The organism is Caenimonas sp. SL110, assembly GCF_001044395.1.
Taxonomy (GTDB): domain Bacteria; phylum Pseudomonadota; class Gammaproteobacteria; order Burkholderiales; family Burkholderiaceae_C; genus Ramlibacter.
On record NZ_JANU01000031.1, the window covers coordinates 178,979 to 195,128 of the forward strand.

Sequence of the window (16,150 nt, forward strand, 5' to 3'; positions counted from 1 at the left end):
CCTCTGTGCAGCCTCTGCGCGAATTGCATACCATCGCCGGCTCAACAAGCTGGAGATGTGCGTGGCGAAACTCAATGTCAACGGAACCGTGCGTGAAGTCGATGCCGAGGGCGACACCCCCCTGCTCTGGGCACTGCGCGAGCAACTCGGCCTGACGGGCACCAAGTACGGCTGTGGCATTGCCGCGTGCGGCGCCTGCACGGTCCACATCGATGGCGTGCCCACCCGCAGTTGTGTGCGGCCTATTTCCACCATCGCGGCCACCGAGAAGATCGTCACCATCGAGGGTCTGTCCGCCGACGGCTCGCATCCCGTGCAGAAGGCCTGGGCGCAACTGGACGTTCCGCAATGCGGCTACTGTCAGTGCGGAATGATCATGTCAGCCGTCGCACTGCTGCGCGACAAGCCCAAACCCAGCGACCAGGACATCGACGACGCGATGAGCAACATCTGCCGGTGCGGCACCTACAACCGCATCCGCGCCGCGATCAAGGTGGTCGCCCAGGGCGGCAATACCCGCAGCGCCGCCCTCAACATCCAGCATGCCGACGGGAGCGTGACATGAACGGCGACCTCATGGGTGGCGCGGTTTCTCGCCGTGGATTCCTGCAGGTTTCGGCATCGGCCGGACTTGCCCTCGGCTTTCACATTCCATTGGCCGGCAGCGCACACGCACAGGCAGCCGCTCCGGAAATCAACGCCTGGGTGGTCGTCAAGCCGGACGACTCCGTGGTGATCCGTATCGCCCGGTCGGAGATGGGACAGGGCACGCTCACCGGTCTGGCCCAGCTGGTCGCCGAAGAACTCGACTGCAACTGGGCCCGGGTCACGACGGAGTACCCCACCCCCGGACAGAACCTGGCGCGTAACCGCGCCTGGGGCAACTTCTCGACCGGCGGCAGCCGCGGCATCCGCGAATCGCACGACTATGTGCGCAAGGGCGGCGCAGCGGCCCGCATGATGCTGGTGCAGGCTGCCGCCGATGAATGGAAGGTGCCGGTGTCGGAATGCAGGGCTGCGAGCGGCGTGATCACGCACCAGCCGTCGGGTCGCACCGTCACCTACGGCAAGGTGTCGGCAGCCGCCGGAAAGCTCACCGCGCCGGCCAACGTCACACTCAAGGATCCCAGGGACTGGAAGCTGGTGGGCAAGCGACTGGCTCGCCTGGACACCGTCGACAAGGTCACCGGCAAGCAGGTCTACGGCGCCGACCTGCAGTTGTCCGGCATGCTCAACGCGGCGATCAAGGATTGCCCGGTCTTTGGCGGCAAGGTGAAGTCGGTCAACGCAGCTGCCATCGAGAAGCGTCCCGGCGTGAAGAAGGTGCTGCGCGTGGGGGACAGCGCAGTCGCCGTGGTGGCCGATACCTGGTGGCGTGCAAAGACCGCGCTCGATGCCCTGCCGATCGAGTGGGACTTCGGGCCGAACGTGTCGGTCTCCAGCGCAACCACCGCCGCCATCCTGAAGGCGGGCCTGGATGCAAACGATGCCGTTGTTGGCAACAGCAACGGTGACGCCAGGGCTGCGCTGGCCGCATCCGCCCGCAGGATCGAGGCGGTCTATTCGTACCCGCACCAGAATCACGCAACGATGGAGCCGATGAATGCGACGGCCCGCTGGACGCCCGAGCGATGCGAGGTCTGGACGCCCACGCAAAACGGCGAGGCCGCGCTGGCGGCAGCCGCAGAAGCGGCCGGTCTTCCGGCGGCGAAATGCGAGGTCTACAAGCTGCATCTGGGCGGCGGCTTTGGCCGGCGCGGTGCCGTGCACGACTGGGTGCGCCAAGCGGTGGATATCGCAAAGCAGATGCCCGGTACGCCGGTCAAGCTGTTGTGGTCGCGTGAAGAAGACATGCTGCATGGCCGCTACCACCCGATCACCCAATGCAAGATGGTCGCCGGGCTGGACCCGCAAGGCAATGTGACGGCCCTGCACATGCGCATCTCGGGCCAGTCGATCCTCGCCGGTGTTGCGCCGCAGTCGATACAGGGCGGCCGGGATCCGGTTGTATTCCAGGGCCTGAACGCGCCCGGACCCGAGGCCTCGATCGGCTACAGCTTTCCCAATTTGCTCATCGACCACGCGATGCGCAACCCGCCCGTGCCGCCGGGCTTCTGGCGCGGGGTGAACCTCAACCAGAACGCCATCTATCTTGAAGGCTTCATCGACGAGATCGCCGCCGCCACCGGTCAGGACCCGCTGGCGTTGCGCCGCAAGCTGATGACAGCACATCCCAAGCATCTGGCTGTACTCAATGCGGTTGCTGAGCGGGTGAAATGGGGCTCACCCGCGCCCGATGTGAAGGGCCAGAAAGTCTTTCGCGGTCTGGCGCAGACGATGGGGTTCGGCAGCTATGTCGCCGCTTGCGCAGAAGTGTCGGTGAGTAATGACGGTGAACTCAAAGTCCACCGCATCGTCGCTGCCACCGATTGCGGCTACGCGGTCAATCCGCAGCAAATCGAAGCACAGGTCGAAGGTTCGTTCTCCTACGGGCTGTCGGCTGCGCTCTTCGGTGAATGCACGATGAAGGACGGCCGCATGGAGCAGGACAACTTCAGCACCTATCCGGTCGTTCAGATGCGCCACATGCCCGCGGTCGAAACGATCATCGTGCCGTCGGGCGGGTTCTGGGGCGGTGTCGGTGAGCCGACGATTGCCGTGGCAGCGCCTGCCGTGCTCAATGCGATCTATGCCGCGACCGGCAAGCGGATTCGCGACCTTCCGGTCAGCAAGCACAGCCTGAAGAAGGCTTGAGGCGACCGATTTGCGCAACCGGCATGGCTTGAGTGGCCTGAGTGGCTTGCATGCGAAAGCGGCAATCGTGCTGCTGAGCCTTTCATGCACGGCTGGCGCACAGGGAATTGCCGCGATGGCCGAGCCGCTGACGAATGTGCCCGGAGACGCCGCGCGCGGCAGGGCCATCGTTGCCAATCGAACGGTGGGCCTTTGCCTGCTGTGCCACAGCGCGCCGATTCCCGAACAGCCGTTCCAGGGCAATCTTGCGCCCGACCTTGCAGGGGCCGGTTCGCGCTCCACCGAAGCGCAATTGCGGTTGCGCCTGGTGGACTCCCGCCGCATCAATCCTTCGAGCATCATGCCCGCCTACCACCGCAACACAGGTCATGCGCGAGTGGGCTCCGCATGGCAGGGCAAGACCGTGCTCGAAGCCCAGCAGATCGAGGACGTGTTAGCGTACCTCCTCACCTTGCGCTGAAGCTTCGATGGCAAACGACACTCCCTTGAAACTGAACCGGCGAGAGCTGATGGCACTCGGCAGTCTGGCCATCGTCGTGCCCGACTCCCTCGCCCAGGGACGCGACGAGCTCGCAGCCGCGGTTGCCGACTACGCGCAGGGAGCTCCGATGCGAACGGGCCGCGTGAAACTCGTGATCGAAAAGCTGGTGGACAACGGCAATGCCGTACCGGTGACGGTGACAGTCGACAGTCCGATGAGCGCTGCCGATCGCGTCGTGGGCATCGCCATCTTCAACGAGAAAAATCCGCTGCGCGATGTGGCGCGCTTCAAGTTCGGACCCCGGGCGGGCAAAGCCGTGGTCTCGACCCGGATCCGGCTCGCCACCAGCCAGAGGCTGGTGGCTGTTGCCCGCATGAGCGATGGCTCGGTGTGGACAGACACCGCTGATGTGGTGGTTGTGCTGGCCGCCTGCATCGAAGGCGAAGGCTGATGGCGCGCACGCTCATCAATGTGCCCTCGGGCGTGCGGCAAGGAGATCTGATCGAGATCAAGGCCTTGATCGCGCATCCGATGGAAACAGGATTCAGACCCGGCGCTGACGGCAAGGTGCTGCCACGCGACATCATCCGCATCTTCACCTGCCACTACAACGGCGAAGAAGTTTTCGCAGCCGAACTGCACTCTGCGATTTCAGCGAACCCCTATCTCTCGTTCTTCATGACGGCTGCCGACTCCGGCACGCTCGAATTCAACTGGCAGGGCGACAACGGATTCCAGCAGACCGAGCGCCTTGCGTTGACAGTGGCATGACGCGTTCGATTGCATTGATCGTCGCCGCACTGCTGCTGGGTTGCGCAGCGCCCATGGCCGTGGTGAAGCCGGACAACCGAAAATCCGGGTTCGACAGCATGAGCGCATCCACGCAGGCCATGCAGCGCGACGACGCAGCCAATCCGGCGATGCTGTCGGTGCAGGATGGAAAGGCACTCTGGGGCCGCGCGCCGGCGGCGTCATCGAGAGCCTGCGCCAGTTGCCACGGCGACATCGCGTCGATGAAGGGTGTCGCAGCACGGTATCCCGCCTGGGATGAACTGTCCTCGCGCCCCGTCGATCTGGGCATGCGTATCAACGCCTGCCGTCAACGTCATCAAGGCTTGCCTTCGTGGCCGCGCGAACACGGGGATCTGCTTTCATTGGAAGCGGCAGTGGCGATGCAATCGCGCGGCATGTCGATCGCGCCCTCGAGTGACGAGCGGCTCTTACCCTTTCGCGCGCGCGGGGAGAAGCTGTTCAACCAGCGCATCGGGCAGCTTGACCTGTCGTGCATGCAGTGCCATGACCAGCTCGCCGGTGGCCGTCTGGCGGCCAGTGTGATCCCGCAGGGTCATGCCACCGGATATCCGATCTATCGGCTGGAATGGCAGGCAATGGGCTCGCTCGCAAGGCGCATCCGCGGGTGCATGACGGGGGTGAGGGCAGAGCCTCTGGCTGCGGACAGCGTGGAGCTGGTCGAGCTGGAACTGCACCTGGCCGCACGCGCTATGGGCATGGCGGTCGAGACGCCTGCGGTGAGGCCGTAGCGGCTTCGCGCGGGATGCCGGGTTCAGCCCGGCACCATCGCCCGGTCTACTTGCGCGGCGGCGGAACGTCCGTGCAGGTGCCGTGAGCAATCTCGGCTGCCATGCCGATGCTCTCGCCGAGCGTCGGGTGCGGATGGATCGTCTTGCCGATATCGATTTCGTCGGCGCCCATCTCGATGGCAAGCGCCACCTCGCCGATCATGTCGCCGGCATGCGTCCCCACAATGCCGCCGCCCAGGATTCGATGGGTCGATGCGTCGAACAGCAGCTTGGTGAAGCCCTCGTCGCGCGTGTTGGCGATCGCGCGACCGGAAGCCGTCCAGGGGAAGTGGCCCTTCTTGATCGCAATGCCTTGGGCCTTCGCCTGTTCTTCAGTGAGGCCGACCCATGCGACCTCGGGGTCGGTGTAGGCCACGCTGGGGATCACGCGCGCATTGAAAGCCGAGCGCTTGAGGTGCTCATCGCCGTTCATGTCGCCGCACGCGACTTCTGCTGCGACGTGCGCTTCATGCACGGCCTTGTGCGCCAGCATGGGCTGGCCGACGATGTCGCCGATGGCGAAGATGTGCGGCACGTTGGTTCGCATCTGGATATCGACGGGCACAAAGCCGCGATCGGTCACCGCAACGCCGGCCTTCTCTGCGCCGATCTTCTTGCCGTTCGGTGTGCGGCCCACGGCCTGCAGCACGATGTCGTAAACCTGCGGGTCCTTGGGCGCCTGCTCGCCTTCGAACTTCACCAGGATGCCTTCGGCGGTTGCTTCTGCACCCACGGTCTTTGTCTTGAGCATGATGTTGTCGAAGCGCGGCGTGTTCATCTTCTGCCACACCTTGACCAGGTCGCGATCTGCGCCCTGCATCAGGCCATCGAGCATTTCCACCACATCGAGCCGCGCGCCGAGGGTCGAGTACACCGTGCCCATTTCCAGGCCGATGATGCCGCCGCCCAGGATCAGCATGCGCTTGGGACTGCCCTGCAATTCCAGTGCGCCGGTGGAGTCCACCACGCGCGGGTCTTTCGGCATGAACGGCAGGTGCACAGCCTGCGAACCGGCGGCGATGATGCAGTACTTGAATTTGATCGTCTGCTTCTTGCCCGTTTTTTCCTGCCCGGTGCCGGTGGTTTCTTCGACCTGCAGGTGATGCGGGTCGATGAACTCGCCCAGGCCGCGCACGGTCGTGACCTTGCGCATCTTGGCCATGGCCGCGAGGCCGCCGGTCAGCTTGCCGACGACCTTGGCCTTGTGCGCGCGCAGCTTGTCGAGATCGACGGTGGGCTTGCCGTACGAGATGCCCAACGAATCGAAGTGGCTCACTTCATCCATGACAGCTGCGACGTGCAGCAATGCCTTGGACGGGATGCAACCGACGTTCAGGCACACGCCGCCCAGCGTTGCGTAGCGCTCGACGATGACGGTTTTCATGCCGAGGTCTGCGGCGCGAAATGCGGCGGAATAACCGCCCGGCCCAGCGCCCAGGACGAGCATGTCGCATTCGATGTCGGCGCCGCCGGAATACGAATTGGGAATGGGTGCGGGAACTCCCTCACCCCGACCCTCTCCCGCTGCGGGAGAGGGAGAGACAGCCGCAGTGGATCCAGAGGGACTTGCCCCCTCGCCCCTCTGGGGAGAGGGTTGGGGTGAGGGGCTTGCGGCCACACCCGCACTCTCGGACTCCAGCGTCAACAACACCGACCCTTGCGCCACCTTGTCCCCAATCTTCACCCGCAAGTCCTTGACGACCCCCGCGTGGGTCGAAGGGATTTCCATCGAAGCCTTGTCGCTCTCCACCGTCACGAGCGACTGCTCGGCCTTGATCGTGTCGCCGGGCTTCACCAGCAATTCAATCACCGCAACTTCAGAGAAGTCGCCGATATCCGGGACCTTGACTTCGACCAGGCTCATGGGAGCACCCTCATTTCATTTTTATCGTGAACACGTCGGCAGGCGCTGCGGAATTGCGATCGAATTCGCAGCCTGCAGCGATGCCGGCTTCGGCAACTTCTTTGGCCGTCCTGGCCTTGGCAAAAACCGCATGCATCGCACCGAGTGCGAAGCTGCGGCCTGAACCGATGCCCCAGAATTCCTTGAACTCGAACACTTCGCGGTAGCTGTACAGGCCGTAGATGCCGGTGCCATTGGCGATCACCACGCTGAACTGGCTCGACTCGTACGGATCGCTGTCTTCCTCTTTGGTTTGCAGGAAGAAGTTTTCTTTCAGGTACGGATGCAGTTTGGTGAACGTGTCGAAGACTTCATCCTTGCTTGCGAGCTTGAGCAGTTCCTTGGGCATCGAGTTGATGGCTTTGCGAAGCACAGGAAAGTGAGCGACCGTACCCGCCATGCCGATGTAGCTGGGGCCTTGCTCGCTCTCGACCTTGAAGATCTTGGTGTTGTCTTCAAACCTGTGGGCCAGGCGCGTGTCGCCAAACGTGACCAGCGTGTCCGCTGCGATGGCGACCTGCCCGGCCTTTCTCACCACTACTACTGTTGTCATTGACTCGCTTTCGGAAATTGCGTCACAGCATCGTGCGACGGAAGTCTCCGAGGATAGCGCCGAGATAGGCGTTAAAACGAGCTGCGGACGCGCCGTCGATCACGCGGTGGTCCCACGACAACGACAGTGGAAGCATGAGCTTGGGCACAAACTGTTTCCCATCCCACACCGGTTCCATCTGGCTCTTGCATACGCCCAGGATTGCAACCTCAGGCGCATTGATGATCGGCGTGAAATAACGTCCGCCGATGCCACCCAATGACGAGATCGTGAAGCATGCGCCGGACATGTCGGCAGGGCCGAGCTTGCCTTCGCGCGCCTTCTTGGCGAGCTCGCCCATCTCGGTGCTGATCTGGAACAGGCCCTTCTTGTCGGCGTCCTTGATGACCGGCACGACAAGACCGTTCGGGGTGTCCGCCGCGAATGCAATATTGAAGTACTGCTTGTAGACGAGCTGGTCGCCATCGAGCGAAGCGTTGAACTCGGGGAACTTCTTGAGCGCTGCAACGCAGGCCTTGATAAGGAAAGCGAGCATGGTGAGCTTGACGCCCGACTTCTCGTTTTCCTTGTTGAGCTGCACGCGGAACGCTTCAAGATCGGTGATGTCCGCGTCGTCATGGTTCGTGACGTGCGGGATCATCACCCAGTTGCGATGCAGGTTTGCGCCGCTGATCTTCTTGATGCGGCCCATGTCCTTGCGCTCGACCGGACCGAACTTGGCGAAGTCAACCTTGGGCCATGGCAACAGGCCGAGCGCCTCGCCGCCACCGCCTGCCGCTGCGGGTTTCGCGCCGACTGCCTTGGTGGTGGTCTCGCCTTTCATCACCGCGCGCGTGAATGCCTGGATATCTTCCTGCGTGATGCGGCTCTTGGGACCGGTGCCCTTGACTTCATCGAGCGGCACGCCGAGTTCGCGCGCGAACTTGCGCACGGAGGGGGATGCATGCGGCAGGTTGGCGGTGGGGGCTGTGGGTTCGTGCGGGGGCAATGCGGCGGTGGGGGGTGTGCGAACGCCCTCACCCCGGCCCTCTCCCGCTGCGGGAGAGGGAGAAACAGCCGCAGACACGGCCACCGGACTTGCTCCCTCGCCCCTCTGGGGAGAGGGCTGGGGTGAGGGGCTGGCAGCGCCGACTCCCTCCAGCATCCCAATCAGATCCCCCACATTCACTGTGTCCCCGATCTTGACCTTCAGCTCTTTCAAGATGCCCGCCGCAGACGACGGGATCTCCATCGAAGCCTTGTCGGACTCGACGGTGATCAGCGATTGCTCAGCCTTGATCGTGTCGCCGGGCTTGACCAGGATTTCGATGACAGCGACGTCCTTGAAGTCGCCGATATCGGGGACGCGGATTTCGGTGGTCTGTGGACGCACGCCCTCACCCCGGCCCTCTCCCGCAGAGGCGGGAGAGGGAGATGGAACCGCTGGTGCTTGCGTGCTTGCAGATGAGGAAGCTTCGCTCCCTCTCCCGCCCGCGGGAGAGGGCTGGGGTGAGGGTACAGCCCCGGCCCCATCAGCCTCCAGCACGATCAGCACACTCCCCTGCTTCACCTTGTCCCCGAGCTTGACCTTCAGCTCTTTCACGGTGCCCGCAGCCGACGACGGAATTTCCATCGAGGCCTTGTCGCTTTCCACCGTGACGAGCGATTGCTCGGCCTTGACCTTGTCTCCGGCCTTGACGAGGACTTCGATGACCGAAACCTCATCGAAGTCCCCGATGTCGGGGACTTTCACTTCAATCGTTGCCATGTTTTGTTGTCTCCGGTCTCTTGTCGTTCAAGCGGTTCAAGGGTCAAGCGTAAAGGGGATTCATCTTGTCGGCCTTGATGCCGTACTTCTTGATCGCTTCAGCGACCTTCGTAGCAGGCACGGTACCGTCTTCGCTCAATGCCTTGAGCGCGGCGACCACGACATAGTGGCGGTTGACTTCGAAGTGCTCGCGCAACTTGCTGCGGAAATCGCTGCGGCCGAAGCCGTCGGTGCCCAGCACCTTGTAGGTACGGCCCTTGGGCATGAACGGACGAATCTGCTCGGCGTAGGCCTTCATGTAGTCGGTGGACGCAACCACCGGACCGGCGTGCTTTTCAAGCTGCTGAGCGACAAACGACTTGCGTTGCGCGTCCAGCGGATGCAGCAGGTTGAAGCGCTCGCAGTCCTGGCCTTCACGCGTGAGTTCATTGAAGCTCGGGCAGCTCCAGACGTCGGCATCGATGCCCCACTCGGTGGCCAGCAGTTCCTGGGCCGCGATCGATTCGCGCAGGATGGTGCCGGAGCCCAGCAGCTGAACGCGCGGCGCGCCCTTGGTCTGGCCGCCGGGCTTGCACATGTACATGCCCTTGATGATCTGCTCTTCGGTGCCTTCCTGCAGGCCCGGCATCGGGTAGTTCTCGTTGAGCAGCGTCAGGTAGTAATAGACGTTGTCCTGCTTCTCGACCATGCGCGTCAGGCCGTGATGCATGATCACGCCGACTTCGTGGGCGAAGGTCGGGTCGTAGCTCACGCAATTGGGAATCGTGCCCGCCATGATGTGGCTGTGGCCGTCTTCGTGCTGCAGTCCTTCGCCGTTGAGCGTCGTGCGCCCCGACGTGCCGCCCAGCAGGAATCCACGCGCCTGCATGTCGCCGGCAGCCCAGCACAGGTCACCGACCCGCTGCAGTCCGAACATCGAGTAGTAGATGTAGAACGGCACCATGATGCGGTTGCTCGTGCTGTACGAGGTGGCCGCTGCAATCCAGCTGGCCATGCCGCCCGCTTCGTTGATGCCCTCTTGCAGGATCTGGCCGGCCTTGTCTTCCTTGTAGTAGGAGACCTGGTCCTTGTCCTGCGGCGTGTAGAGCTGGCCTGCCGGGTTGTAGATACCGATCTGGCGGAACAACCCTTCCATGCCGAAGGTGCGTGCTTCATCGACCAGGATGGGCACGGCGCGGGGGCCGAGTTCCTTGTCGCGCAAGAGCGCCGTGAGAAAGCGCACATAAGCCTGCGTCGTGCTGATCTCGCGGCCTTCGGCGGTTGGTTCCAGCACGGCCTTGAAAGCTTCGAGCGGCGGAACCTTCAGCTGCTCATCAGCCTTGGCGCGGCGCTTGGGCAGGTAGCCGCCGAGCGCCTTTCGACGTGCGTGCAGGTACTCCATCTCGGGCGTGTGATCGGCCGGCTTGTAAAACGGCACTTCGGCCAGTTGATCGTCCGGCACCGGGATGTTGAAACGGTCGCGGAATGCGCGGATGTCGTCGTCGGTGAGCTTCTTGGTCTGGTGCGCGGTGTTCTTGCCTTCGCCGCTCTTGCCCATGCCGAAACCCTTGACGGTCTTGATCAGCATCACGGTCGGCTGGCCCTTGTGGTTCACGGCCTTGTGATACGCCGCATACACCTTTTGCGGATCGTGGCCGCCGCGCTGCAGGCGCCAGATGTCCTCGTCGCTCATCTTGGAAACCATCTCCAGCGCCTTGGGGTGGCGGCCGAAGAAGTTCTTGCGCACGAACGCGCCGTCGTTGGCCTTCATGGCCTGGTAGTCGCCGTCCAGCGTGTCCATCATGATCTTGCGCAGCACGCCGTCCTTGTCACGCGCGAGCAGCGGATCCCAGTAGCTACCCCAGATCAGCTTGATGACGTTCCATCCTGCGCCCCGGAATTCGCCTTCGAGCTCCTGGATGATCTTGCCGTTGCCGCGCACCGGGCCGTCGAGCCGCTGCAGGTTGCAGTTGACGATGAAGATCAGGTTGTCCAGGCCCTCTCGCGCAGCCACGCCGATGGCGCCCAGCGATTCCACTTCGTCCATTTCGCCATCACCGCAAAACACCCAGACCTTGCGGTTTTCGGTGTTGGCGATGCCGCGTGCGTGCAGGTACTTGAGAAATCTCGCCTGGTAGATCGCCATCAGCGGTCCCAGGCCCATCGACACCGTCGGGAACTGCCAGAACTCGGGCATGAGCTTGGGGTGCGGGTAGCTGGAAATGCCCTTGCCATCGACCTCCTGGCGGAAGTTGAGCAGTTGCTCTTCGGTCAGACGGCCTTCGAGATAGGCGCGGGCATAGACACCGGGCGAGCTGTGGCCCTGGATGTAGAGGCAATCGCCACCATGATTTTCACTCTCGGCGTGCCAGAAGTGATTGAAGCCGGCGCCGAACATGGTTGCAACCGACGCGAATGAGCTGATGTGGCCGCCGAGGTCGCCGCCGTCTGCAGGATGCAGGCGGTTGGCCTTGACCACCATCGCCATCGCGTTCCAGCGCATGTAGGCGCGCAGGCGCTCTTCGATGTCGAGGTTGCCGGGGCAGCGCTCTTCGTCGTTGGTCTCGATGGTGTTGACGTAACCGGTGTTGGCGGAAAACGGCATGTCGATGCCCTCTTGCCGCGCCTGTTCGAGCAGTTGTTCGAGCAGGAAGTGGCCGCGTTCACGGCCCTCGGAAGCGATGACGGCCGATAGCGCGTCTATCCATTCACGGGTTTCCTGCGAATCGGCGTCGTTCGCGGCTGTGCCGAACAGATTGTCTGGTTGGGCTGACATGTCTTTTGTCTCCTTGTCGTTGTTCGCAATTTAGTACAGGGCCCCTATACCGTGACGAAGTGTGGCATAGTTTTTTTAACATTTCAAATGGCGCGTGATGATTTCATAATGCGATACACATGGCGGAGTCAGTTTGGGGCGCCGCGGCGGTCGAAAAACGGACTGTCGTTGCGGACTCGATCCGCAATCCATCTGTGATCAGACGCAGTCGCCGTCGCGCGGCGGATGCCGGGTCAAGCCCGGCATGACGGCAATTGCAAGCCCTACACTCAGAACCCCATGGATGAACCCCTGCCCGTCAACAACCTGAACGACCTTGTCGCCCAGCCGACCAAGTGGTGGCGCCAATGGTGGCGCCGCCAGACGCCGGTGCATCAGGACCGCTTCGCGATGCTTGCGCCGCTGGCCGCCGTGCTGCTGTTCCTGGCAGCCATCGTCTCTGCGTTCTGGTACCTGCGCCTCGAAGAAATGGACCGCGAGCAGGAAGCGGTCAAGCGCGATGTCGAGTACGCGCAGCAACGTGTGCGACTTCGCCTGCTGGAGCGGCAGGAACAGATGATGCGCATCGCGCGCGATATCTCGAACAAGGAAGTCGACGGCGAAGAATTCATGGGCCGCGCCGAGTCGATGGTGCTGCAGTACCCCGAATTGCAGGCACTGACCTGGATCGATGGGCGCCGCCGCGTCAAGGCCAGCTATGCAGCGCCCAGCGTGCCAAGCGCGCATGTGCGCAGCGCAGGCGACGTGTTGCGCGCCGGCGAAACCGAAAGCACCTACAGCCTGGCGCGCGACCTGCAGCAGCCCGTCTACTCGCAACCCGCAGCGGGCACCGAAGGCACCGGCCTGCTCCAGCTGCACATTCCACTGACGGACCAGGCCAAATTCGGCGGCGTGATCCTGGGTGAATATTCCATCGACGGCCTGTTGCGCTTTGGCGTGCCCGCCGATGTGTCGTCCAAGTACGCCGTTGCGCTGCTCGACGGCAAGAACCGCGTGCTCGCCGGCAGTTCCGTGCCGCCGCGCAACCCGGCAACGCAGTTGCTGCCGTGGGCTGCGCAACAAAACGAATATGAAGTGCCGGTCTCGCCCGTGGGCAACGGGCTCATCATCCGCGCGCAGGCGTACCGCACATCGCTGGGCGTGATCGGCAGCGGCCTGTTCTGGCTGGTCGGCGCGCTGAGCGTGATGACGGCCTGGATGCTGATTGGCAACTGGCGCCACACGCGAAGGCGCATGCAGGCGCAGCAGGCGCTGGTTGCCGAAACCAACTTTCGCCGCGCCATGGAAAACTCCATGCTCACCGGCATGCGCGCCCTCGACATGCAGGGCCGCATCACCTACGTGAATGCCGCGTTCTGCCAGATGACAGGGTGGAGCGAAGCCGAACTCGTGGGTCGAACGCCGCCCTTTCCCTATTGGCCCGACGCCGATCGCGAGCAGCTTGCCGCGCGCCTGGACGACGAACTGCAAGGCCGCACGACACCGGGCGGCTTCCAGGTGCGGGTCAAGCGCAAGGACGGCTCGGTCTTTGACGCCCGCCTGTATGTGTCGCCGCTGGTCGATGCCAAGGGCCACCAGACCGGCTGGATGACGTCGATGACCGACATCACCGAGCCCAACCGGATTCGCGAGCAGCTGTCGGCCTCTTACGAGCGCTTCACGACCGTGCTCGAAGCGCTCGATGCATCCGTATCGGTTGCGCCCCTGGGCAGCGAAGAGCTGCTCTTTGCCAACAAGCTCTACCGCCTGTGGTTTGGCGTGCAGACCGGCGGCCATCTGCAGATGGTCGCGCAGGCCGGCGTTCCCGAACATCCGCGCACCGATGAATCTGCCGATGAGGTCGATTCATTTGTCGGCCTGCCGACCGGCGCGCTCACCGCGGCGCAATCTGAAAACGCCGAAATCTTTGTGCCCGAACTGGGCAAGTGGCTTGAAGTTCGTTCGCGCTACCTGAACTGGGTGGACGGCCGCCTCGCGCAGATGGTGATCGCGACCGACATCACGCCGCGCCGCCATGCCGAAGAGCAATCGTCGGCGCAAGCCGAGCGGGCGCAATCGGCCAGCCGCCTGATCACCATGGGCGAGATGGCGTCCAGCGTCGCGCATGAACTGAACCAGCCGCTCACTGCCATCAACAACTATTGCAACGGCATGGTGTCGCGCATCAAGGGCAAGCAGATCAACGAAGACGACCTGCTGGCCGCCCTTGAAAAAACCGCGAAACAGGCGCAGCGCGCCGGACAGATCATCCAGCGCATCCGTTCGTTCGTGAAGCGCAGCGAGCCCAATCGCACGCTCTCGGATGTGACCACGATGGTGGGCGAGGCGGTGGAACTGGCCGAGATCGAATTGCGCAGGCGCAATGTCCGGCTGTCGCATTACGTCGCCGCGCGGCTGCCCAAGCTGATGGTCGATCCGATCCTGATCGAGCAGGTGCTGGTGAACCTGCTCAAGAACGCGGCCGAATCGATCGAGCATGCGCAGCGGCCCGTGTCGCGTCGCAGCGTCGAGTTGCGCGTGATCCCGAAGCATGTCGACAACCAGGGCGTGGTCGAGTTCTCCGTGCTCGACTCAGGAGCGGGCCTCGCACCCGAAGTCATGGATCGCCTGTACGAAGCCTTCTTCTCGACCAAGGTCGAAGGCATGGGCATCGGCCTGAATCTGTGCCGCACGATCGTGGAGTCGCACCAGGGCCGGATGCAGGCGGAGAACATCTACAATGGCACCGATGTCGCCGGGTGCCGTTTCTCCTTCTGGATACCGGTCTCGGGCGCTACAAATAGCATAGCTAACAAAGACGCTGGGGTGACTGCATGAGCTTGATTCCGAAGAAGGGCACCGTTTACGTTGTCGATGACGACGAAGCGGTTCGTGACTCGTTGCAGTGGCTGCTCGAAGGCAAGGACTACCGCGTTCGCTGCTTCGATTCCGCAGAGTCGTTCCTGTCGCGCTACGACCCGCGCGAAGTCGCCTGCCTCATCGTCGATATCCGCATGGGCGGCATGACCGGGCTGGAGTTGCAAGACCGCCTGCTCGAGCGCAAATCGCCCTTGCCTATCGTCTTCATCACCGGCCACGGCGATGTACCGATGGCGGTCAACACCATGAAAAAGGGCGCGATGGATTTCATCCAGAAGCCCTTCAAGGAAGATGACCTGGTGTCGCTGGTCGAGCGCATGCTCGAACATGCCAAGGGCGCGTTTGCCGAGTACCAGAGCGCCGCCAGCCGCGATGCGCTGCTGTCCAAACTCACATCGCGCGAGGCACAGGTGCTCGAGCGCATCGTCGCCGGCCGCCTGAACAAGCAGATCGCCGACGATCTGGGCATCAGCATCAAGACGGTGGAGGCGCACCGCGCCAACATCATGGAAAAGCTCAACGCCAACACCGTGGCGGACCTGCTCAAGATCGCCCTGGGTCAAAACGCACCCAAGGCCTGACGGCCCACCCCACGCCCCACTGCCTCCCCCAGCGAACCACCCGGTGGGCGTGCGCCCGCCCGACGACACATGACAGCTCAAATCATCGACGGCAAGGCCCTCGCCGCGCAGATCCGCTCCGAAGTCTCCGGCCGCACTGCCGCGCTCAAGGCCCGGGGCGTTGCGCCCGCGCTATCCATCATCCTCGTGGGCGAAGACCCGGCCTCGCAGGTCTACACAAGGCACAAGGTCAACGACAGCGCAGAAACCGGTCTGGCGGCCACGCTCGAGCGGTACCCCGCCGACATGACCGAAGTAGCTTTGCTCGCCCGCATCCGCGAGCTCAACGAAGACCCCGCCGTGCACGGCATCCTGGTGCAATTGCCGCTGCCCAAACATCTTGATTCGCAGAAGGTGATCGAGACCATCTCGCCTGCCAAGGATGTCGACGGCTTTCATGTGGCGAGCGCCGGTGCACTGATGGTGGGCCGCCCCGGCTTCTGGCCCTGCACGCCGCACGGCTGCATGAAGATGCTCGAATCGATCGGCTATGACCTGCGCGGCAAGAACGCCGTGGTGATCGGCCGCAGCAACATCGTCGGCAAACCCATGGCGATGATGCTGCTCGCGAAGAACGCCACCGTGACCATCTGCCACAGCGGCACCAAAGACCTTGGCTCGTTCACGCGCAACGCAGATGTTGTCGTGGCAGCCGTCGGCAAACGCAACATCCTGACCGCCGACATGGTCAAGCCTGGCGCGGTCGTCATCGACGTCGGCATGAACACGAACGACGAAGGCAAGCTCTGCGGCGACGTGGACTTCGCTGGTGTGAGCAAGGTCGCAGGCTGGATCACGCCTGTGCCCGGTGGGGTCGGGCCGATGACGCGCGCCATGCTGCTCGCCAACACACTCGAAGCGGCAGAGCGGTCAAGCCCTGCCCATTGAAAGCTGCTGT

General features: G+C 63.3%; 13 protein-coding genes. 9 read left to right on the forward strand and 4 right to left on the reverse strand.

The window, feature by feature from the left end; genetic code table 11:
- The first annotated feature begins 61 nt into the window (after positions 1 to 61).
- The 6 genes from AQ12_RS15320 (at position 62) to soxA (ending at position 4,776) form a co-directional block, all read left to right on the forward strand.
- Positions 62 to 565, forward strand: coding sequence for a (2Fe-2S)-binding protein (locus AQ12_RS15320; RefSeq protein ID WP_048440911.1), 504 nt, complete (start codon positions 62 to 64; stop codon positions 563 to 565).
- The gene (locus AQ12_RS15325) at positions 562 to 2,754 is read left to right on the forward strand and encodes a xanthine dehydrogenase family protein molybdopterin-binding subunit (protein ID WP_048440787.1); all 2,193 of its coding nucleotides are present in this window, start codon (positions 562 to 564) and stop codon (positions 2,752 to 2,754) included. The genes AQ12_RS15320 and AQ12_RS15325 overlap by 4 nt, the downstream gene beginning before the upstream one ends.
- Positions 2,755 to 2,869: 115 nt before the next feature.
- Positions 2,870 to 3,214 carry a sulfur oxidation c-type cytochrome SoxX gene (gene soxX, locus AQ12_RS15330; RefSeq protein WP_082151636.1) on the forward strand — a complete coding sequence of 115 codons (345 nt, stop codon included), beginning with the start codon at positions 2,870 to 2,872 and terminating at the stop codon, positions 3,212 to 3,214.
- A gap of 7 nt (positions 3,215 to 3,221) precedes the next feature.
- A complete protein-coding gene (locus AQ12_RS15335) occupies positions 3,222 to 3,686 on the forward strand; it encodes a SoxY-related AACIE arm protein (protein ID WP_048440788.1) in 465 nt (154 codons plus the stop codon).
- Positions 3,686 to 4,006: a thiosulfate oxidation carrier complex protein SoxZ gene (gene soxZ / locus AQ12_RS15340; protein ID WP_048440789.1), complete on the forward strand. Its 321-nt coding sequence runs from the start codon at positions 3,686 to 3,688 to the stop codon at positions 4,004 to 4,006. The genes AQ12_RS15335 and soxZ overlap by 1 nt, the downstream gene beginning before the upstream one ends.
- The gene (soxA, locus tag AQ12_RS15345; RefSeq protein WP_048440790.1) at positions 4,003 to 4,776 is read left to right on the forward strand and encodes a sulfur oxidation c-type cytochrome SoxA; all 774 of its coding nucleotides are present in this window, start codon (positions 4,003 to 4,005) and stop codon (positions 4,774 to 4,776) included. Before soxZ ends, soxA begins: the two co-directional genes overlap by 4 nt.
- Positions 4,777 to 4,822: 46 nt before the next feature.
- On the opposite strand, the gene lpdA is transcribed toward soxA, so the two are convergent.
- Genes lpdA through aceE form a run of 4 tightly spaced genes read right to left on the reverse strand, consistent with a single transcriptional unit; the run spans position 4,823 to position 11,773 of the window.
- Entirely contained in the window at positions 4,823 to 6,679 is a 1,857-nt protein-coding gene (lpdA, locus tag AQ12_RS15350; protein WP_048440791.1) for a dihydrolipoyl dehydrogenase, read from the reverse strand.
- A gap of 10 nt (positions 6,680 to 6,689) precedes the next feature.
- The gene (locus AQ12_RS15355) at positions 6,690 to 7,271 is read right to left on the reverse strand and encodes an MFS transporter (RefSeq protein WP_048440792.1); all 582 of its coding nucleotides are present in this window, start codon (positions 7,269 to 7,271) and stop codon (positions 6,690 to 6,692) included.
- Positions 7,272 to 7,293: 22 nt separating this feature from the next.
- Complete coding sequence (gene aceF, locus AQ12_RS15360; RefSeq protein WP_048440793.1) at positions 7,294 to 9,018, reverse strand: dihydrolipoyllysine-residue acetyltransferase; 1,725 nt, start codon at positions 9,016 to 9,018, stop codon at positions 7,294 to 7,296.
- 43 nt (positions 9,019 to 9,061) lie between these two features.
- The gene (gene aceE / locus AQ12_RS15365; RefSeq protein ID WP_048440794.1) at positions 9,062 to 11,773 is read right to left on the reverse strand and encodes a pyruvate dehydrogenase (acetyl-transferring), homodimeric type; all 2,712 of its coding nucleotides are present in this window, start codon (positions 11,771 to 11,773) and stop codon (positions 9,062 to 9,064) included.
- Positions 11,774 to 12,052: 279 nt separating this feature from the next.
- Here aceE and AQ12_RS15370 point away from each other — a divergent pair, with 279 nt between their 5' ends.
- The 3 genes from AQ12_RS15370 (at position 12,053) to folD (ending at position 16,140) form a co-directional block, all read left to right on the forward strand.
- Positions 12,053 to 14,590: a PAS domain-containing sensor histidine kinase gene (locus tag AQ12_RS15370; protein WP_048440795.1), complete on the forward strand. Its 2,538-nt coding sequence runs from the start codon at positions 12,053 to 12,055 to the stop codon at positions 14,588 to 14,590.
- Positions 14,587 to 15,213: a response regulator transcription factor gene (locus AQ12_RS15375; RefSeq protein ID WP_048440796.1), complete on the forward strand. Its 627-nt coding sequence runs from the start codon at positions 14,587 to 14,589 to the stop codon at positions 15,211 to 15,213. The genes AQ12_RS15370 and AQ12_RS15375 overlap by 4 nt, the downstream gene beginning before the upstream one ends.
- A gap of 69 nt (positions 15,214 to 15,282) precedes the next feature.
- The gene (folD, locus tag AQ12_RS15380) at positions 15,283 to 16,140 is read left to right on the forward strand and encodes a bifunctional methylenetetrahydrofolate dehydrogenase/methenyltetrahydrofolate cyclohydrolase FolD (RefSeq protein ID WP_048440797.1); all 858 of its coding nucleotides are present in this window, start codon (positions 15,283 to 15,285) and stop codon (positions 16,138 to 16,140) included.
- Positions 16,141 to 16,150: the final 10 nt, after the last annotated feature.